We start from the raw sequence: 17,615 nt of genomic DNA on the forward strand, positions 1-17,615 counted from the left end.
GGCCTGCGGTTTCTACGGGCATGTTCGGCTTCCGGACGCCAAACGTTACATCCCGCCTCGCGCGGGCCCGCGCACGATGTCGCGAGGCTGATGTCGGGCGGTACCGTTCAGCCGGCAGCGAGGCCGATGAGCGCGTCGATGGAGCGGCGCGACGCGTTCGACGGCCGGAACATCGCCAGCGTGCGGACGCGACCGAGCGTGCCGTCGAGAGGCCGCGTCTCCACCTCCCCCGCCCGGCGCCAGCGCTCCACCGCCGCTTCAGGCAGGAGCGTGCGTCCCAGCCCGGCGGCGACGCAGCCCATGATGCCGTCCAGCGTCCCAAGCTCCAGCACAGGCAGGTCGCCGAACGTCTCGGCGAAGCGCGCGCGGTAGCAGCAGCCCGCCCGGAACACCACGGCCGCCGCCTCCGAAACGCCGCCCACGGGCAGCACCTCCACCAATTCCTCCTCGAACAGCGGCACGCTGGCGAAACGCGCTTCCGCCGCTTCCTCCGCCACGAAGGCGAGATCGATGTCGCCCCGCCCGAGGGCCGCAACCAGCTCGCCGCTGGTGCCGGTGGTGATGGACAGGCGTAGGTCCGGCAGCTTCGCCCGCGCGGCTTTCAGCAGCGGCGGCAGACGCACGGCGGCGGTGGTCTCCATGGTGCCTAGGCGCAGCGGCGGGAAGGCCTCGGCCGCCGAACGCAGCCGCTTCTCCGCCTCTTCCGACAGGCGGACGATCCGCGCGCCATAGTCGAGAGCCATCACACCGGCGGCGGTGGGCACCATGCGCCCGTCGATGCGCTCCACCAGCTTCTGGCCGAGCCGGTCCTCCAGCTTGCGCAGGCGGGTGGTGACGTTGGACTGCACGCAGCCGAGCCGCCCGGCGGCGCGGGTGACGCTGCCGGTCTCGGCCACCGCTTCGAGGAAGCGGAAATCGCGCAGGTCCATCATCAGAAGTGAACGATAATATCAGAATGTTTCAATTTCAATGATTGGTGGAAGCGCGATAATGGCGGCCACCCTGCGGGAGAACCGACGCCATGACAGACACCCTCGATGACGACGCCGCCGCCCGCTGGCCGGACCGGCGCATCCTCGATCTGTTTGGCATCGCCCATCCGATCCTGCTCGGCCCCCTGGCCGGTCCCGGCTCGCCGGAACTGGCGATCGCCGTGGGTTCGGCCGGCGGCCTCGCGTCCCTGCCCTGCGCCATGTATGGGCCGGACGATCTGAAGGCGGCGGTGGCGAAGATCCGCGCGGGGCTGCCGGGCAAGCCGCTTAACCTCAACTTCTTCTGCCACACCCCGCCGCAGGACGACCCGGCGCGGGCGCTGCGCTGGCGGGCGCGCCTCGCCGACTATTATGTCGAGGCCGGGCTGGACCCCGCCGCCACAACACCCTCCCCCACCCGCGCGCCGTTCGACGCCACCTTCTGCGCGGTGGTGGAGGAGGTGCGCCCCGAGGTGGTGAGCTTCCATTTCGGCCTGCCGGCGCCAAACCTCGTGGACCGGGTGAAGGCAACGGGGGCGAAGATCATCTCCTCCGCCACCACGGTGGCCGAAGCCCGCTGGCTGGAGGACCACGGCTGCGACGCCATCATCGCCATGGGCTTCGAGGCCGGCGGCCATCGCGCCCTCTTCCTCGGCGGCGACTATTCGCAGACACCCATCAGCTGGCAGGACGTGGCGCGACAGGTGGGCACCTTCTCCCTCGTGCCGCAGGTGGCGGATGCGGTGAAGGTGCCGGTGATCGCCGCCGGCGGCATCGCCGATGCGCGAGGCATCGTGGCGGCGCTGGCGCTGGGGGCGTCCGCCGTGCAGATCGGCACCGCCTTCCTGTTCTCGCCGGAAGCGAAGGTGCCCGCCGTCCACCGCGCCGCGCTGGAGGCGGCGACGGACGAGAGCACCGCGCTCACCAACATCTTCACCGGCCGCCCGGCGCGCGGCATCATGAACCGCGTGATGCGCGAGATCGGCCCCATCGCGCCGGAGGCGTCGGCCTTCCCCACTTCCGGCGGCGCCCTCGCGCCGCTGCGCGCCAAGGCCGAAGCCGAGGGCCGGGACGATTTCACCAACCTCTGGTGCGGCCAGTCCGCCGCCCTGAGCCCGCGCCTGCCGGCAGCGGACCTCACCCGCAAGCTCGCCGCGGAGGCGCTGGCGCGGCTCGCCTGAGCCGCGCCACGCGGACACCATCTCCCGCACCGCAGCGAAATTGGCCTCCCGTTTGCACCTCCTCCCTCAGCGTTCCTGTGCGGATGGTTTGGAGGATGCGATGTCGGACGATGCCCTGAGCCCGGTGATCGTGGCCAAGAAGACGATCGAGGCCGAAAACATGGCCTCTTTCGAGCTGATCCCCGCCGAGGGCGGCGAGTTGCCCGCCTTCACCGCCGGCTCCCATGTGGATGTGAGCATCCCCGGCGGCCTCGTGCGGCAGTATTCGCTCATCAACAGCGAGAGCGAGCGCCATCGCTACGTGATCGGCGTGTGGAAGGACGCCAACAGCCGCGGTGGCTCCAAGGCCCTGTTCCAGCAGGTGAACGAGGGTGACCGCCTCGCCGTCGGCACCCCGCGCAACCGCTTCGCCGTGCCGCGCGACACCAAGCGCGCGCTGCTGTTCGCCCGCGGCATCGGCGCGACGCCCATCCTCTCCATCGCCGATCATCTCAAGGCGAAGAACATCCCGTTCGAGTTCCATTACCTCTTCGCGGGCGGCTCGCCGGGCGCGTTCAAGTCCACCATCGAGGCGTCCGCCTTCGCCGCCAATACGAGCTTCTATTTCGAGGCCGCCGAGCCGCGCCTCAACGCCGCGAACCTGCTCGCGGACCGGCCGGACGACACGCACCTGTTCCTGTGCGGCGTGGACTGGTGGCTCGACCCCATCATCGCCAGCGCCCAGCAGAAGGGCTTCGGCGTCAACCGCATCCATGTGGAGCGCTTCACCGGCAAGGCGCCGCCCCCGCTGCTCGACAAGGTTTTCGACGTGAAGATCGCCTCCACCGGCAAGGTCATCAAGATCCCCGGCGACCGCTCCGTCTCCACCGCCATGGAAGAAGCCGGCGTGAAGATCCCCACCTCCTGCGAGCAGGGCGCGTGCGGCACCTGCAAGGTGAAGGTGCTGGAGGGCGAGGTGGACCACCGCGACAAGCGCCTCAAGCCCGAGGAGAAGGAACAGGGCTGGTTCCTGGCCTGCGTCTCGCGTGCCAAAGGCGACCTGCTGGTGTTGGATTTGTGACAATTCCGCTTCGCGCTTGCTGCCCCCGGGCGACGGAAGGACGAGACCCATGGTGACCGAGGAAGATGTCTGGCGCACCGCCTTCATCATCGCCGAGCAATACGGGCCGGAGGGCGTCGCCTTCGCCCACCGCATGGCCGAGAGCTTCGAGATGGGCGGCAAGGTGGAGGCGCATCGCACCTGGGTCTCCATCATGACCAAAGTGGAGGAGCTGGTGCAGGACGAGGACACCCCGTCCCGCGCCAACTGACGACAAGCAGCAGGCCTGCGCCGCGGCAAACCCGGCGCAAGCCGGCACCGACGCTCGGTTTCACCCTTCGCACAATGCCGCTGTGGCCAGCGGCTTTCCCCGTCCACAATGCCGCTGTGGCCAGCGGCTTTCGCCCCCTTGAAATTGCGGAGCACCCCGCGTAGGTTCCGCCCTCTCTTCGGCGCCCCGGTGCGCCGGAGCCGTGCAGGTGTAGCTCAGTTGGTTAGAGCGCCGGTCTGTGGAACCGGAGGTCGGTGGTTCGAGCCCACCCACCTGTACCATCGCAAGCCCTTCAGAAATCTAGATAATCCCGCCCAATGCCCGAGCCCGGATGCGGCATCAGAAGCCGCGAGTCGCCACCGAGTCGCCACGCCACCAAATGCCTGTGCCCTCTGCCGATGCGCAGCCTATCCGGCTCCACCTTGAACTCGACGCAATGATTCCCCCTCCCCTACGGCGCCTTCACCACCCGGTTCGGAATCCGGGCACGACGACCGTGACCTGTTCCGTGGACGACGCCGTCGTACAAATAAGCGGCCGCTTCAGCCCCACATCGAGAGCAACATGCCCGCCAACCCGCAGGCCGCGAGCGTGGGGAGCATTCCGAGCCTGAACCGGAACATTGCGATCATCGCCATCGCGGAGAGCGCGGCCGCCTGCCAGTCCATGGAGGAGAGCACGGGCAGGTCCGGCCCGATGCCGTACCAGTCCACGCTCACCACCTGCCGGAAGACGACGTGGATGGCGAACCACAAGGCGAGGTTCAGGATAACGCCCACCACCGCCGCCGTGATCGCGGAAAGAGCTGCCCCGAGCGCGCGGTTGCCGCGGAGCGCCTCCACATAAGGCGCCCCGAGGAAGATCCAGAAGAAACACGGGACGAAAGTCACCCAGAGCGTCAGAACGGCGCCGAGGCATCCCGCCAGCATCGGATTGAGGACGCCGGGCGCACGGTAGGCGGCGAGGAAGCCGACGAACTGGAGCACCATGACGAGCGGGCCGGGCGTGGTCTCGGCCAAGCCGAGGCCGTCGAGCATCTCGCCCGGCGCGAGCCAGCCGAAGCCGTCCACCGCCGCCTGCGCCACATAGGCGAGCACCGCATAGGCCCCGCCGAAGGTGACGACCGCCATCAGGCTGAAGAAGGAGCCGATCTGCGTCCACACGCTCCCACTGCCGAAGGCCAGCCACAGGGCCACAACTGGGCCGAGCCACAGGGGGAGCCAGACCGCGATGATGCCGGCCGCGCGACGCAGCGATGGCTCGGCATGGGCCAACTCCCCCCGCTCGAACATCTGGTCCACCACACCGTGGGTATCGGCCTTGGCGCCGCCGTGGCCCGCGCTCTGGAACAGCTCCGGCGCCGCCCGGCTGCCCACCCATCCGGCGAGGCCGGCGGCGAGGATGATGAGCGGGAACGGGACATGCAGGACGTAGATGGCCAGGAAGGCGAGGCCGGCAATGCCCACCATGAGGCGGTTCTTCAGCGCGCGGCGGCTGATCCGCAGCAGTGCCTCCACCACCACCGCCAGCACGGCCGCCTTCACGCCGAGGAAAGCGGCATCGATGAGCGGCACATGGCGGTACAGCGCATAGAGGATGCTGAGGGCCAGCATCACGACGGCGCCGGGCAGCACGAACAGCAGGCCGGCCACCAGCCCGCCCGCGGTGCGGTGCATGAGCCAGCCGATATAGGTGGCGAGCTGCTGCGCCTCCGGGCCGGGCAAGAGCATGCAGTAGTTCAGGGCGTGCAGAAACCGCTGCTCGCCGATCCAGTGGCGCTCCTCCACGAGTTCCCGGTGCATGAGGGCGATCTGCCCGGCGGGGCCGCCGAAGCTCAGGCAGCCGATCTTGGCCCAGACTTTCACCGCCTCGCGAAAGGTCGGGCGCGCGGGCGCGACGGCGGAGCCGCTCGTTTCGAACGTGATGGCCATGGCGCGCCCCTCACCCCTGCCTCTGCTGGCCGGCGGGCCAGTTGTGGGTTTCCTCCACGGCGTCACGGCACCAGCGATAGAAGGCGTCGTAGAGCAGCATGCCGGCATCGAGCTGCTGCAGGTCTTCCCGATACATGCGGGAGAGGCCAAGAGAGGCAGCGAGGAAGCCGGCTGCCTGCGGCGACAGATCGAGCCGCGCCGTGTCGGCGGCGCGGACAATGACCGCAAGGCGGTCGAGCATGGGTGACCTGAGGCCGAACTCCTCGATCATGGTGTCGAAGGTGCAGCCCTCGCCGCGATGGCTCCAGAAGGCGCCGTCGATATCGAAGGGCGCGGCACCGAAGGCGGCCGCTACACCCTCCACCTCGGAGGCGCCGACGAAGAGGAAGGCGGCGTCGGGATCGATGAAGCGGCGGATCAGCCAGGGGCAGGCGATGCGGTCCACCTTTGGGCGGGCGCGGGTGACCCACACCGTTCGCCCAGCTGCATCGCGCGGCGGCAGGGCTACTTCAGAGAAGAGCAGGCCGCCGCTGTCCCGCCACGCCGCGAAGCCGCCTTCCAGCGTTTCCGCAGCGACGCCTTGCAGCCGCAACCACGCGGCCACGCCCTGGCTGATCTTGTGGCCCTTCTGGCAGACCACGACGACGGACCGCCCCGCCAACGCGGGGCCCCAGTCAGCAACGTTCGCATGGGAGCGTCGGCGACCCGCCGGCAGCATTTGCCTGTCGGCGGCGAAATCGTCTTCGGTGCGCACGTCGATGATGACAGGCGCAGTCGGCAGGCCGACGAGGCGACCGAGCTGCGCCACGGTGATTTCGGTGTTTGAAGGCACGAGCGTCCATCCCTGAGCAGAGGGGAGAAAGGACGCGATTTCAGGCTGGCGCCTCACGGGGCAATCGCGGGAGCCCCTTGCGGACAGATTAGACGGACCGGCGAGGTGCGTGCAACCCCGCAGAACGCTTACGCGCCGTGTCCGTGCCTGTGATGGATGTCCGGGTAGTGCGGATGCCGGTGCACCATCGGCGCGTGCCGGTGCCAGTGGCTGTGTGGCTCGCCGGAAGGCGTGTCCGCATCGTGGACGTGCTGGTGGTGCACGTCGTGGCGGTGGCGGTGCTCGTGCTCCAGGGCCTCGTGGGCGTGCTCGTGCTCATGCTGTTCGGAGAGGTGCAGCCAGAGGCCGAGCGCCATAAGGAGGCCCGCGATCACCAGCTGGGACGTAATGGCCTCGCCGAGCAGAACGATGGCGAGCACCGCGCCCACGAACGGGGCGAGCGAGAAATAGGCGCCCGTGCGTGCGGTACCGAGATGGCGCAGCGCGAGCACGAACAGGGCGAGGCTGACGCCATAGCCGAAGAAGCCGGCAACGGCGGCCGCGGCCACGGCCCCTGCCGAAGGGAAGGTCGCCCCGTGACCGAGCGCGATCACCAGGTTGATGGTTCCGGCGATCAGGCCCTTCAGCATGGCGATCTGCACGGGATCGGCAGAGGAGAGCTTTCGGGTGAGGTTGTTGTCGATGCCCCAGCACAGGCAGGCGCCGGCGATCAGCACGGCGCCGAGGTCGAGTGTTGCCCGGCCCTGCCATGACAGCAGCGCCGCGCCGGCGAGGATGGCGAGCGCGCCCAGAAGGAGGCGCCTGTCCACATTCTCGCGGAAGGCGATCCAGGCGATGGCCATGGTCGCCACACCTTCCAGATTGAGCAGAAGGGAGGCGCTCGCGCCATCGGTCCGGGCGAGGCCGAACATGAGCAGCAGCGGGCCGAGGACGCCGCCGGCGAGGATCACCAGCGCGAGCCAGGGCAAATCGTTCTGCCGCAGCGGCGCCTCCACCGCCGGCAGCCGGAGCGCGGCCCGGGACAGGTGGACGGCGGCGAGGCCCGCACCTGCCCCGAGATAGAGAAGGCCGGCCATCATCCACGGATCGATGGCGCCAAGTAGGAGCTTGGCGAGCGGCGTGCTCGCGCCGAACAGTCCGGCCGAGACCAGAGCGAGGACAATTCCAGTGTTCATGATCGCTCCCTAGGGAGCATCTTTATTCGTTAGAAGTCACATATGAAACAGTAGACCCACCCTCCCGGACGCCCCCGCCAGTGACACGCTGGCGAGTCGGACGTGGCTGCGCAAAGCCGCCGGCTCCTAGTAAGTAGCCTGCGTGTTGCGTCGTCGGCCGGGACGTCTTGAGAGCCGGCTTGCGACGTGCCACCCTAGGTCGAGGCTTGGGAGGCATGCAATGTTCAGGATTGTTTGGGGCGCTTTGGTCGCGGCGATTGTGGTGGGCACTCCTGCGCTCGCACAGAACCTCTACGGCGGCTACGGTAGCAGCGGCACCCACACCTACGGCACAGGCTCCAACCCAAGCTCGACCTATGTTTCGCCGTATGTGCGGAGCGACGGGACTTACGTCTCTGGCCACCACCAGACGACGCCGAATTCTACCCAGATGGATAATTACGGTACCCGGGGGAACTACAATCCTTATACTGGGACTTATGGCACTAGGTCGCCTCGATACTGAGGGGAGGGCCGGACGGCGCAGCAAGGTCCGCCGTCCGGCTGCCTACCCCGTGTGACACTTGGGCCGTGGTAGGCGGGTCACGCTAACGCAACCTGAAGCGGAACGGCAAGAGAGCCGGACGACCTATGGGAGCAGACCGCCCGGCTCCGTCCGCCCCGGTCAGGGCTTGAGGCGAACGCCTTTATTCTACCACGGTCGGCCCCAGGGCGGGCGGCTTTCCTTTCCTTCCGAGAGGCCTGTGTTATGGCTGTCACGTGCTCCGCGGCCTAAGTAGTGTTGACGCTATCGCGGGGTCGAGGAGGTAACTTCGTCAGCGGCGCTGATCTTTTCAAAAGGCTTGCCGAAGGCAGGCATCTAAAGTCTTTCAGGCCGCCCAAAAATGTATCCTTGAATGGCGGTGCAACCATGGGTGCTTAGCCACGCCACTTGGTCATAGGTTTCGACCCCCTCGGCTACGCTCAGGATCGACAGCTTTCCGCACAGATCGATGATATTTTCAACGACATCGCGCGCGCGCCTGCTGGTCACTATCTCATCTATGAAAGTTTTGTCGATTTTAAGCTTGCTGATGGGCAACCGGTTTAGGTAACTGAGGGAAGAGTAGCCCGTGCCGAAATCGTCGATCGCGACCGATACGCCCATCGCCCGCAAGCGTGAAATTTGCTTGGCCGCTAAGGCATGGTCTTCCACCAGCGCCCGTTCGGTAACCTCGATGCACAGACGCTCGGCGGAAAGGCCAGTGTCCTCCATTGCTGCGCGCACCTCGTCCACGAGGTTTCCCACCATCAGCCAGCCAGGAGACATATTGACGGAGATCCAGACGTCGTTGTCCCATTGGGCAGCCTCGGCACATGCTCGCCGTAGCATGTAGGCGTCGAGCGTTGGCCAGAGGCCTGTCGCTTCGGCTCTCGGTATGAAGCTGTTCGGCATGATCAGGCTGCCATCGGGCTGAACCCATCGGACCAGTGCCTCCCGCCCCAGCAGTGCACCATTCGAGGCGGCGCAAATCGGTTGCCAGAACACTGCCAGTTCGTGATTGTCGATGGCTTGGGCAAGCCGGAGGTCGAAGGCTCGTCGCTCGCCCCGCTGGACCTTCAGCTTGAGATTGAAACAGACAACGGCGGCCTCCTTGCCACTTCGGGCTTCTTCGAGCGCAGCCGAGGCCGCGCGAACGACGCTCTCCCAATCGGTGAGGTCGCTGTCGCGCACCACGTATCCCGCATCCGCCCTCATCGGGACGAGCTGTCCAGACAAGCGAAAGGGCCGAGCGACCGCTGCAATGACATCCGCCACGAATGCTTCTGGCGAGCCCGCCAAAGCACTGTCATCGAGATAGATCGTGAATTCGTCATCTCCGGTGCGCGCGACGATGCCCTCTTGGGGCGTCGCATGCCGCAGACGGCGCGCAGCCTCCAAGAGGCGCTCGTCGCCGCCGCTGCTGCCAAAGAGGTCATTGACGAGCTTGCTGCTTCGCAGATCCATCACCATCAGAAGTCCGGAATGGCCGCTGGTCAGATCATCGTCAGCAACAAGGTGACGAAGTCCTTGGCGGTTTGGAAGCCCGGTAAGTGGATCGTGCTCAGCCGCGTGGAGCGCGTGCATTCGGGCTTGTTCCGCCTCTGCCTCTGCTAGCTTGCGGTCAGTAATGTCGATTGCCACGCCTTCGGCAACGGGGCAACCCACCTGATCCGACACCTCCGAATTGATCTGTGACCGCGACTGAATCCAAACGGTTCGTCCATCAGGACGAACAACACGAAACTCGCACACAATCGGATCTTCAGGGTGACTCTGCGCCGTCAGCAACGCCTGCTGGAGAGCATCACGGTCGTCAGGATGAACGTGGGAAAAAAGGACGTTCGCGTCGGCCAGAATCTCTCGTGCGTCGAGCCCAAACAGATCTAGCGCCCGTGGGCTCATGTAGGGAAAAATGGTCTTGCCGGCCCGGTCGGTGCTTCGCTGGTAAAGGACGCCTGGAATGTTGGCGGCAAGGGTCGCGGTTCGCTTCGCCTCAGCCTTAAGCATCCTGTCGATCGTGCGCCGCCGCTTAGCGTCCATGAGGAGCGCCCCTGCCGCGGCCGTCGCCCCGGGCAGCAGCAGGACGTGAAGAATCCAGGTCAGGTTCGTTTCGGCAGGCTCTCCGGGAGGAACGGCGTCCCCGAGAAGGTTGGCAGGCATGGCGGCGATAGCGGTGCCTGCCGCCAGCGCCAGAAGATGGCCTGACCGCATTGGATGCTCGTCCCGGTCGGACATTGGGAGCCGCCAGCCCATCCACCATGCGACCGCGAGCCCAAGGACGGCAGCCAGCCCGACGGACGCCAAGCCGGCTGCGTGCGGGGTGCCAACTATCGCTAACTGGCCGAGCAGAGCGACCACAGCAGCAGTCGCCCCAGCACCGAGTCCAGCGACTGGCGCGGCGAGGATAACGGGAATGACGCGGAGGTCGGCCGTTTGCGTTGGCGATACTGGTAGTGGCAGCGCAATGGCAACCAGCGAGAGGACGCCGAACAAAAGGCCGCAACTGAGTTCGACGAATTTCGGGTGGCAGCGGTCCAGTCGCGGTCTCGCGAACCGCACTGCAACAATGAGCACCACGACTGCGAAGAGGCTTCGCAGGATGCCGTCGACAAGTTCCTGTAGGAAGGATTCCTGATACATGGCATCCGATCTGAAGGCCCTACTAGCATCCCTTTCAAATCCGGCGAAACACACGTTACGCTGAATATTGACTTGGATACCTGCGCGGTCGCCATACGGTTAATGGCAGTGGCCTTGGCCACTCGCCGTCCCACGTCAAAGCCCAGCGGACTATCGTTCAAGGACGAGAACGAAGGGTCAACGAGCGCGGTAATTGGCGCCGGGCGTCGTCTAGGGGAACAGAACGCCAGGCCCCCCTTGAGGACCGACCCAGGGGCCGGACCGCTCGCCCGAGCTGCCGCGGTTCCTGCCTCGCATCCAAGGCGTACCGCCAAACCCTAATGCATGCTCTGGCTTGGCGCTAGCAAGCTACCGCCCCAGTCAGGCGGCAAGCACCACTCAGGGGCGGGCGCGTCCTCAATTAGGCGTCAGTTCGCGAAGCCTCCGCCGATTGCAATTTCACAGACTAATGGGCATGTTTGGCCCTGTCAGGGCATCGTGCGGATTGCTCGCGAGCGGATCGACTATGCGGCGTCTAATAGCCGGGGCGTATGTGCCGCTGATTGTGGCGGCGCTGGTTGCTGTCATTATCCTTGCCCAGGGTCTGACCCTCTGGCGCTCCTATCAGGCGACCTGGCAGCTCGCGGTCCACTCCGCAGAGAACGTCCTGAATACCGTCGCGGCCAACATCGAACGGAACTTGACCGTCATCGATCTCACTCTGCGCGGCGCCGAGGACGCGTTTACCGCGGACGGGGTGAAGGATCTGCCGCCCGGGCTCCGGCGAATGGTGTTGTTCGACCGAGCCGCAAGCGCCCGATACCTCGGCGCGTTGGTAATTCTTGATCGCGATGGAAACCTCATCGAGGAGTCGGGATCACCTCAGCCGCACCAGTTGAATTTGGCAGACCGGGATTATTTCAAAGCGCAGGTAAATGGGAAGACTGGCACGTATGTAAGCACGCCGTTCCAGAGCCGGCTGCGGGACAATGATCCGAGCATTGCCCTGAGCCGGCGCATCTCCGGCCCGGATGGCCAGTTCGAAGGCATCGTAGCAGCGGCGCTCCGCCTCGCCTTTTTCCAGTCGCTCCTCAACGCCATCAATCTCGGCCCGGAAAGTGTAATCGCCATTACGCGGACTGACGGAACGGTGATCCTTCGATCGCCCTCGACCGATGGCAAGGGGAATTCCGGCATTAGCGTCGCTGCCTCTCCCGTTTTTCAAAGGATGATCGCAAAGCCTGGCCAACAATTCAGCGAACGGTCGCGGCTGGATGGCATCGACCGCTATTATCTTCACACGATCATCGGCGACTATCCTCTCCTTCTCTCCGTCGGCATTTCGCCGGCGGCGGCCATGGCTGAATGGACCGAATTTGCTCTGATTTCCTCGGCGCTCACGATCGGGATGTGCATTCTGTTCATTGTGCTGATCCGCGTGCTCCGGCTCGCTCTGCTGCGAAGCCAGGAAGTCGAGGAGCAACTGGAAATCCTGGCTGTCACGGACGAGCTTACGAGTCTGCCCAATCGTCGAGCCTTCGATCTGGCCCTTGCTTCGGAAATGCGCCGCGCCGCGAGGCACCGCACATCCCTTGCGGTGCTGATGCTCGATGTCGATCACTTCAAGCGCGTCAATGACAATTTTGGACACGCGGTGGGTGACGTGGTTCTGGCGCGGATTGCCAAGGAAATCTCGCGGTCCATCCGCCGGCCCGGCGACTTCGCCGCCCGCTACGGCGGAGAAGAGTTCACTGTCATACTTCCTGCGACCGAGACGGGAGGGGCCAGCTTCATCGCCGAGCGGATGCGGCTGGCGATTGCTTCGATGGAGCCCTGTCCGAACGAGCCGGCACTTGGCAAGGTCACTGTGAGCATAGGCATTTCGGTGACGATGGCGGATCCAACGACATCGGGAGCTGACCTCGTCGCGCAGGCGGATCGGGCGCTTTACGAGGCTAAGGGCGCGGGCAGGAACCGCGTCGTGATCTACCAGCCTGACGAATTCGATAACGCCGTCGGGGCAACCGACGTGACACTCGGCGGGTAGATGGATTGTCTGGTGTCCCGCCGGTGCATGACCGATGCACGGGCGACACCGCCCGCGCATCTTTCGGGTGCAGGCAGGATAAGCTTACGGTTTGGATTTAGGGGCGCATTTCGCTTCAGCGTCGGCAGCGATCATTCCGAAACGGGCGTGTTCATGTTTTTCATCCAAGCCGACCCATCTGTCATAATCCCTCCCTCTGATTGAGTCCGAATTTGCCGCACGAAGATGAAGGCACTCGATATAAAAAACTGATTCCTCATGCGTAAGTCCGGACAATATTTCGCTTCCATCCTTGTCAATTGAAAGGCCGTGCATGTCTTTATGAAATGCGCGTTCAGAATCTGTGAGATCGAGCAATCTACTCTGCGGATCCATCTCGCTTCTCCATAAGCTCGCCTAAATGTAGCATGGGCGCTGCTTTAGGTGAACTTCGCCGACCGCGACTAGGGAGGACGCGGCGTCCTCCCCCGTAATTGACGGTCCGCAATGGGTTGGGGCCGTATCAGTGCGCGCTGACCTCAGTTGAGGCGCAGCAAGAAGCGCCGGTTCACCGCCTGCAGCGGGCGGGCGTTCATGGGGAAGATGGCGCGGAAGGCGTCGATGTCCGCCTGCGCCACTTCGATGGGCGCCGCGAACACGTTCCAGTCCACGATTTCCGAGCAAGGTGGGGTGGTCAGCGACCCCTCATAGCGATACGTGCCGCGGGCCGACGGCAGGAAGGCGGCGGGATCGAGCGGGGCGGCCAGCGTCTTGTCTCCTGCCGTGCGCGGAGCGGCGGCCATGAGCGAGGAGAAGGCGGCATTGGCCGCACCTGGCACCATGAACACGCCGGCCACCAGAAGCCCGCCCTCTGGCGCTGCATGGACGAAATGCGCCTCCATGGCGGTGCGCTTACCGTCGATCGCGTGCTCGCTCGGCGCATGGAAGTGGAACTGCTTCAGCGCATAGGTCTTGCCGCCGAGGGTGGCAGTGCCGCCGTCGCCGGTCACGTCCGCCTGGATCGTGTGGCCGTTGTTCACGACCTTGTAGGCGAACGGCTTCCACGCGAGCACGGGGCCGGCGCTCTCCGCCTTGACCGCGCCTTCCAGATTGATGGGTGATTGCTGCGATCCCACCGAGCAGGCCGAGAAGCCCTGTTCGAGGGAACCCCATTCCTGTGGGCCGCCGTGGCCTTCATAGGTCCAGTGGGCACCCTCAGAGGCGCGTGCGGCGCTAGCGCAGACCGGGCAGGCGACGAGGCCCGCAAGAAGCGTGCGGCGATTGATGCTCATGATTTCTCCCCCTTGGGCGGCGGGCGCCTTCAGCATTCGGCCCGCTGAGGCCAAGCTTATCAGGGCCCCTGGGGCGTGCGAAGGCCGGGCCTTTTCCGGAACGGATCAGTCGAGGGCGGTCGGTGCTCCGGAGAGGACGGCGAAGGCGGCTCGGCGTCTGACGTTCCGGCACCGTCGAACGCCGTCTCGGCCGGTGATAGCCTCCCGTCACCACCTGTGGGAGGGAATCATGAAGACGCTCGCAATCGCGTTCGCCCTACTGTCGCTTTCGCCTGCCGCCGCCTCGGCTGATACCTGCGTCGCTAATGCCGACGCGAAGAAGCTCGCCGGTGCGGCGCGCACCAGCTTCCTCACCAAGTGCCAGAAGGACGCTACGACGGCCTGCAACACCCAGGCGGCCGACAAGAAGCTCCACGGCGCAGCACAGACCAGCTTCACTACGAAATGCGTGAAGGATGCCGTGGGACAGTAGCGCGGTCCCGCGCACGTGGTGTGGCCCTACAGCCGGGCTACTGCCTTAGATTGTTGACTTAACGTTACTCATCTCCGACGCCGCCGGCATATCCCTGACGATGCCCCGAGAGGTTGGGGAGGCAGGAAACAATGCTGAGGCTGGGAATTCGCATCGGTGCGGGAAGCCATGTTGCAGGGTGGTATAAGTCCGCTGGGGCGGGTTCCGGTAACCGTGGAAGAGATTGCCGAACATCCCCATTATCTGCGCGCGCGGAAGCTCTATTGCGACAGCTTCCTGGCGCTCTTCGACCGTAACCCCTTCCTCATCCGGCTGCTGACGGATTCCAGCCGTTACCTCGTGTTCACGCTCTCCGTCATCCTCAACGCCAATCACGATGCGGAGCGGCGGGAGACCTGGTTCTCGGTGGGGCGGCTCAAGGAGCAGATGGCGGCCTTCGGCATGACGAGCCCCCGCCATGTGGACCACCTGATCGAGCGGATGCAGGCGGTGGGCTTTGTCGATGTCAGCAATGCCCCGCGCGACCGCCGGGTGAAGCTGCTGCGCCTTACGGACAGGATGCTCGCCCACGACCGGGAATGGATGGCCACGGACTACATCATCCTCGACACGCTGTGCCCCCAACACCGTTATGCCGGCGTCCGGAACCGGGACCCGGCGGTCCACGCCGCGATCCGACGCCAGTCCCTCGCCTTGCTACCCGAGGGCGCGCGGTTGCTCTCGGCGCAGACCGATCTCCTCCTGTTCTTCAGCCGGCCGGGCGGGCTCATGGTGCTGGAGGCGCTGTTCGAGGGCGCGTTGTCCTCGCCCGAGGGGCGGGAGTGCCCGTTCGCCTTCGGCGACGTGGCGGAGCGGTTTGGCCTGTCGCGCTCCCACGTGCGCGGGATGATGCGGGATGCGGAGGCGGCGGGCTTCGTCCGCCTGCATGGCCGGGGTGGGCGCGCGGTGGAGATCCTGCCCCGGCTCTGGCGCAGCGACGCCATCGGCCACGGCGTCGGCGCCCGGCTGCGCGACATCGCCTTCCTGCGCGCCTCCGCCGAGCTCGTAGCCCAATCCGATGTCCCTGGGGAGCCCGCCGAAAACGGTGTGGACGCAGCAGGCGTGATCGGGGACCGAGCAGATGCATCCGCCCGTCAATAGGCGCAAACTTTGCCGTACATCGCCCCCGCGAGCTCGATAATAATCTGCCCGGCGCCGCATCAGGAGCGTGGCTGCCGCTCGCTCAATCATCGGGGCCGCAGATGTTTTCTTCGTGCAGACTGGCGCGGGACGTAATCGTCGCTGCATTCTGCCTCGTCGCGTCTGCCGCCGGTGCGGACGAGCCGCCGCCCGTCTGGGCGTATCCCGTTGCGCCTCCAGACTATGCGCCGCCGAAGGATGACGGCAGCGTCCGGCATGTCCCGGGCAGTAGCCGCGGCTACACCCTCACTGAAATCCGCGACCTCTTCGTCGCCCGCGACTGGTTCCCCGACGCCCATCCGCCCATGCCTGCCGTGGTGGCGCAAGGACGCCACCCGGACACGCGCCCCTGTGGCGTGTGCCACCGCCCGGAGGGCGTCGGCGGGCCGGAGAATGCCAGCCTCGCCGGCCTGCCGGCCGACTACATGCTGCGCCAGATCGACGACTTCCGCTCCGGCGCCCGCTCCACCGGAGTAAAGGAACGGGCCCACGTGTTCCGCATGGTCGCTGCCCTCAGGAACCTGAGCGAGCAGGAGATCGCCGAGGCCGTCGCCTATTACGCAGCGCTGAAGCTGCCGCCGCGCATCACCGTGGTGGAGACCGACACTGTTCCCGCCAGCGACGTCCCCTCGTGGTACTACACGCCAAAAAAGGACGGGGCGCCCGAGCCGCTCGGCGGCCGCATCATCGAGGTGCCGGACGACGAGGAGAATTTCGTCAACCGCGATTTCCACGTCACCTTCACCGCTTATGTCCCGCGCGGCAGCATCGCGCTGGGCGAGACCATCGCCAAGGATGGGCTGGACGCGCGCATACCGGCCTGCGTCGCCTGCCATGGCGAGGGACTGAAGGGCATTGGCGACATCCCGCCGCTCGCCGGCCGCTCGCCATCCTATCTCGTGCGCCAGCTCTACGAGTTCAAGCACGGGCTCAGGGACGGCCCGATGGCGGCGCCCATGCGCGTCACCACCGAAGAGATGAGCCTACCGGAGATGGTAGCGCTCGCCGCCTATGCGGCATCCCTGAAGCCCTGATGGACCGGAAGAGGAGACCCCGCATGCTCATGAGGACGTTCATCACCGCTGCCGTCGCTGCGCTTGCCGTATGCGGTGCCGGTGCGGCCTTCGCCGCGGATACGTTTGGCGCCCGGCTGGTAGGCGCGTGGAAGATCGTGAGCGTGTACGACGAATTCGCCGACGGATCGCGGCGCGACACTTGGGGGGCGGGGGCGCAGGGCCTCGTCGTCTTCACGCCGGGCGGCCAGTTCAGCGCCATCATCGTCGGTCGGGATCGGCCGGCGCGGGCCGGCGGCGTGCCCTCCGAGCCGGTGGGCCCAGCCATTGCCTATGCCGGCACCTATAGCGTCGATGAGGCAGCGCACGCTTTCTCGACCTCGGTCTGGCAATCGACCTTTCCCCAATGGCAGGGCCAGACCCTGGTGCGCACCATCGAGACGCTCGAGGGCGACCACCTGAAGGTCAGGGCGGCCCCCATCACCGACGCCACCGGCCGGCAGTTCGTGCCGCATCTGGAGCTCGATCGCGTGAAGTGACGCGGGGCCTCAGCGGCTCACCGCCGGGCGTCCGCCTGGCTATCAGCGGATCCCACCAGCCAGGCACTGGCGCGACCCTGCCGGGCAATCCTCCGACGGATGGTGGGCAACTGGCGCGGCCGGCCGGAGACCCCCGGACGTAGCGACCTCCCGCCATCCGGCGGCCGCGCCTCTTCTTCCGGCTGTGCCCGCCCATGGCAAGCGGCCGGCGCCTGGCTCCCCCCCGACTCCGGCCGACGCTCGTCAGACCAACTTGATTCGCACCCGATCAAGTGCGTCCCAGGTGAATGTCGCAACCACTTCGGGAAATGATCCAGTGGTTTCGACTTCGCCCCGCCCCAAGTCCACGCACGACGCACGAACCAACGGATAGGACACGCCAGTTCGATCGCGGTGACGGGCGATGGCACGGTGATATGCAGCGAGAACCTGATCTTCAGTGGACATAGCATCAACTCCTTCAGCTAGCTGAGTAGCCTAAGAACGGCTCGTACCCTCAGTGGGTTGAGCCTTCGGAGCGATGCGGGGGGCGAGGCGCACAGGCGGTGCGAA

At 66.0% G+C, this 17,615-nt stretch carries 15 protein-coding genes and 1 tRNA gene; 9 read left to right on the top strand and 7 right to left on the bottom strand.

Translation table 11 applies throughout. The features are described from left to right. Nucleotides 1–107 precede the first annotated feature (107 nt). A complete protein-coding gene (locus V5F74_RS01360) occupies nucleotides 108–932 on the bottom strand; it encodes a LysR family transcriptional regulator (protein ID WP_394005813.1) in 825 nt (274 codons plus the stop codon). Between the two features lie 89 nt (nucleotides 933–1,021). Between V5F74_RS01360 and V5F74_RS01365 the strand changes: the two genes are divergently transcribed. The 4 genes from V5F74_RS01365 to V5F74_RS01380 all read left to right on the top strand — a co-directional run bounded on the left by V5F74_RS01365 (nucleotide 1,022) and on the right by V5F74_RS01380 (nucleotide 3,743). Beyond that, a complete protein-coding gene (locus V5F74_RS01365) occupies nucleotides 1,022–2,152 on the top strand; it encodes an NAD(P)H-dependent flavin oxidoreductase (protein WP_394005815.1) in 1,131 nt (376 codons plus the stop codon). Nucleotides 2,153–2,252: 100 nt separating this feature from the next. Further along, nucleotides 2,253–3,212 carry a PDR/VanB family oxidoreductase gene (locus V5F74_RS01370; protein ID WP_029558256.1) on the top strand — a complete coding sequence of 320 codons (960 nt, stop codon included), beginning with the start codon at nucleotides 2,253–2,255 and terminating at the stop codon, nucleotides 3,210–3,212. Nucleotides 3,213–3,261: 49 nt separating this feature from the next. Continuing rightward, nucleotides 3,262–3,462: a hypothetical protein gene (locus V5F74_RS01375; RefSeq protein ID WP_029558255.1), complete on the top strand. Its 201-nt coding sequence runs from the start codon at nucleotides 3,262–3,264 to the stop codon at nucleotides 3,460–3,462. Between the two features lie 204 nt (nucleotides 3,463–3,666). Further along, nucleotides 3,667–3,743 (top strand) — tRNA-His (locus V5F74_RS01380). A 261-nt stretch (nucleotides 3,744–4,004) separates the two neighbouring features. Here V5F74_RS01380 and chrA read toward each other — a convergent pair. The 4 genes from chrA to V5F74_RS01400 all read right to left on the bottom strand — a co-directional run bounded on the left by chrA (nucleotide 4,005) and on the right by V5F74_RS01400 (nucleotide 10,563). After that, complete coding sequence (gene chrA / locus V5F74_RS01385) at nucleotides 4,005–5,393, bottom strand: chromate efflux transporter (RefSeq protein WP_394005817.1); 1,389 nt, start codon at nucleotides 5,391–5,393, stop codon at nucleotides 4,005–4,007. A 10-nt stretch (nucleotides 5,394–5,403) separates the two neighbouring features. After that, nucleotides 5,404–6,225, bottom strand: a complete 822-nt coding sequence (locus tag V5F74_RS01390) for a chromate resistance protein ChrB domain-containing protein (RefSeq protein WP_394005819.1) — start codon at nucleotides 6,223–6,225, stop codon at nucleotides 5,404–5,406. Nucleotides 6,226–6,353: 128 nt separating this feature from the next. Further along, nucleotides 6,354–7,400: a DMT family transporter gene (locus V5F74_RS01395; protein WP_229645496.1), complete on the bottom strand. Its 1,047-nt coding sequence runs from the start codon at nucleotides 7,398–7,400 to the stop codon at nucleotides 6,354–6,356. 859 nt (nucleotides 7,401–8,259) lie between these two features. Further along, nucleotides 8,260–10,563 (bottom strand): putative bifunctional diguanylate cyclase/phosphodiesterase, encoded by a 2,304-nt coding sequence (locus V5F74_RS01400; RefSeq protein WP_394005821.1) that lies wholly within the window; start codon nucleotides 10,561–10,563, stop codon nucleotides 8,260–8,262. Nucleotides 10,564–11,095: 532 nt separating this feature from the next. Between V5F74_RS01400 and V5F74_RS01405 the strand changes: the two genes are divergently transcribed. After that, on the top strand, nucleotides 11,096–12,589 hold the full coding sequence (locus V5F74_RS01405; RefSeq protein WP_394005823.1) for a sensor domain-containing diguanylate cyclase: 1,494 nt from the start codon (nucleotides 11,096–11,098) through the stop codon (nucleotides 12,587–12,589). Nucleotides 12,590–12,673: 84 nt separating this feature from the next. On the opposite strand, the gene V5F74_RS01410 is transcribed toward V5F74_RS01405, so the two are convergent. Together V5F74_RS01410 and V5F74_RS01415 are read right to left on the bottom strand one after the other, a co-directional pair. Then, nucleotides 12,674–12,964, bottom strand: a complete 291-nt coding sequence (locus V5F74_RS01410) for a hypothetical protein (protein ID WP_394005825.1) — start codon at nucleotides 12,962–12,964, stop codon at nucleotides 12,674–12,676. A 143-nt stretch (nucleotides 12,965–13,107) separates the two neighbouring features. Beyond that, on the bottom strand, nucleotides 13,108–13,860 hold the full coding sequence (locus V5F74_RS01415; protein ID WP_394005827.1) for a carbonic anhydrase: 753 nt from the start codon (nucleotides 13,858–13,860) through the stop codon (nucleotides 13,108–13,110). 229 nt (nucleotides 13,861–14,089) lie between these two features. On the opposite strand from V5F74_RS01415, the gene V5F74_RS01420 reads away from it, so the two are divergent. The 4 genes from V5F74_RS01420 (at nucleotide 14,090) to V5F74_RS01435 (ending at nucleotide 17,063) form a co-directional block, all read left to right on the top strand. Continuing rightward, nucleotides 14,090–14,332 (top strand): hypothetical protein, encoded by a 243-nt coding sequence (locus tag V5F74_RS01420; RefSeq protein WP_394005829.1) that lies wholly within the window; start codon nucleotides 14,090–14,092, stop codon nucleotides 14,330–14,332. A gap of 213 nt (nucleotides 14,333–14,545) precedes the next feature. Next, the gene (locus V5F74_RS01425; protein WP_394005831.1) at nucleotides 14,546–15,472 is read left to right on the top strand and encodes a hypothetical protein; all 927 of its coding nucleotides are present in this window, start codon (nucleotides 14,546–14,548) and stop codon (nucleotides 15,470–15,472) included. A gap of 101 nt (nucleotides 15,473–15,573) precedes the next feature. Beyond that, nucleotides 15,574–16,545 carry a c-type cytochrome gene (locus V5F74_RS01430; RefSeq protein WP_394005832.1) on the top strand — a complete coding sequence of 324 codons (972 nt, stop codon included), beginning with the start codon at nucleotides 15,574–15,576 and terminating at the stop codon, nucleotides 16,543–16,545. 23 nt (nucleotides 16,546–16,568) lie between these two features. Then, entirely contained in the window at nucleotides 16,569–17,063 is a 495-nt protein-coding gene (locus tag V5F74_RS01435) for a lipocalin-like domain-containing protein (RefSeq protein ID WP_394005834.1), read from the top strand. The last annotated feature ends 552 nt before the right edge of the window (nucleotides 17,064–17,615 follow it).

The organism is Xanthobacter aminoxidans, assembly GCF_043193615.1.
Taxonomy (GTDB): Bacteria; Pseudomonadota; Alphaproteobacteria; order Rhizobiales; family Xanthobacteraceae; genus Xanthobacter; species Xanthobacter aminoxidans.

Excerpts from the sequence above, each read along its gene's own strand:
- V5F74_RS01360 (WP_394005813.1), bottom strand. The coding sequence starts at position 932 with ATGATGGACCTGCGCGATTTCCGCTTCCTCGAAGCGGTGGCCGAGACC.
- V5F74_RS01365 (WP_394005815.1), top strand. The coding sequence starts at position 1,022 with ATGACAGACACCCTCGATGACGACGCCGCCGCCCGCTGGCCGGACCGG.
- V5F74_RS01370 (WP_029558256.1), top strand. The coding sequence starts at position 2,253 with ATGTCGGACGATGCCCTGAGCCCGGTGATCGTGGCCAAGAAGACGATC.
- V5F74_RS01375 (WP_029558255.1), top strand. The coding sequence starts at position 3,262 with ATGGTGACCGAGGAAGATGTCTGGCGCACCGCCTTCATCATCGCCGAG.
- chrA (WP_394005817.1), bottom strand. The coding sequence starts at position 5,393 with ATGGCCATCACGTTCGAAACGAGCGGCTCCGCCGTCGCGCCCGCGCGC.
- V5F74_RS01395 (WP_229645496.1), bottom strand. The coding sequence starts at position 7,400 with ATGAACACTGGAATTGTCCTCGCTCTGGTCTCGGCCGGACTGTTCGGC.
- V5F74_RS01400 (WP_394005821.1), bottom strand. The coding sequence starts at position 10,563 with ATGTATCAGGAATCCTTCCTACAGGAACTTGTCGACGGCATCCTGCGA.
- V5F74_RS01410 (WP_394005825.1), bottom strand. The coding sequence starts at position 12,964 with ATGGATCCGCAGAGTAGATTGCTCGATCTCACAGATTCTGAACGCGCA.
- V5F74_RS01415 (WP_394005827.1), bottom strand. The coding sequence starts at position 13,860 with ATGAGCATCAATCGCCGCACGCTTCTTGCGGGCCTCGTCGCCTGCCCG.
- V5F74_RS01420 (WP_394005829.1), top strand. The coding sequence starts at position 14,090 with ATGAAGACGCTCGCAATCGCGTTCGCCCTACTGTCGCTTTCGCCTGCC.
- V5F74_RS01430 (WP_394005832.1), top strand. The coding sequence starts at position 15,574 with ATGTTTTCTTCGTGCAGACTGGCGCGGGACGTAATCGTCGCTGCATTC.
- V5F74_RS01435 (WP_394005834.1), top strand. The coding sequence starts at position 16,569 with ATGCTCATGAGGACGTTCATCACCGCTGCCGTCGCTGCGCTTGCCGTA.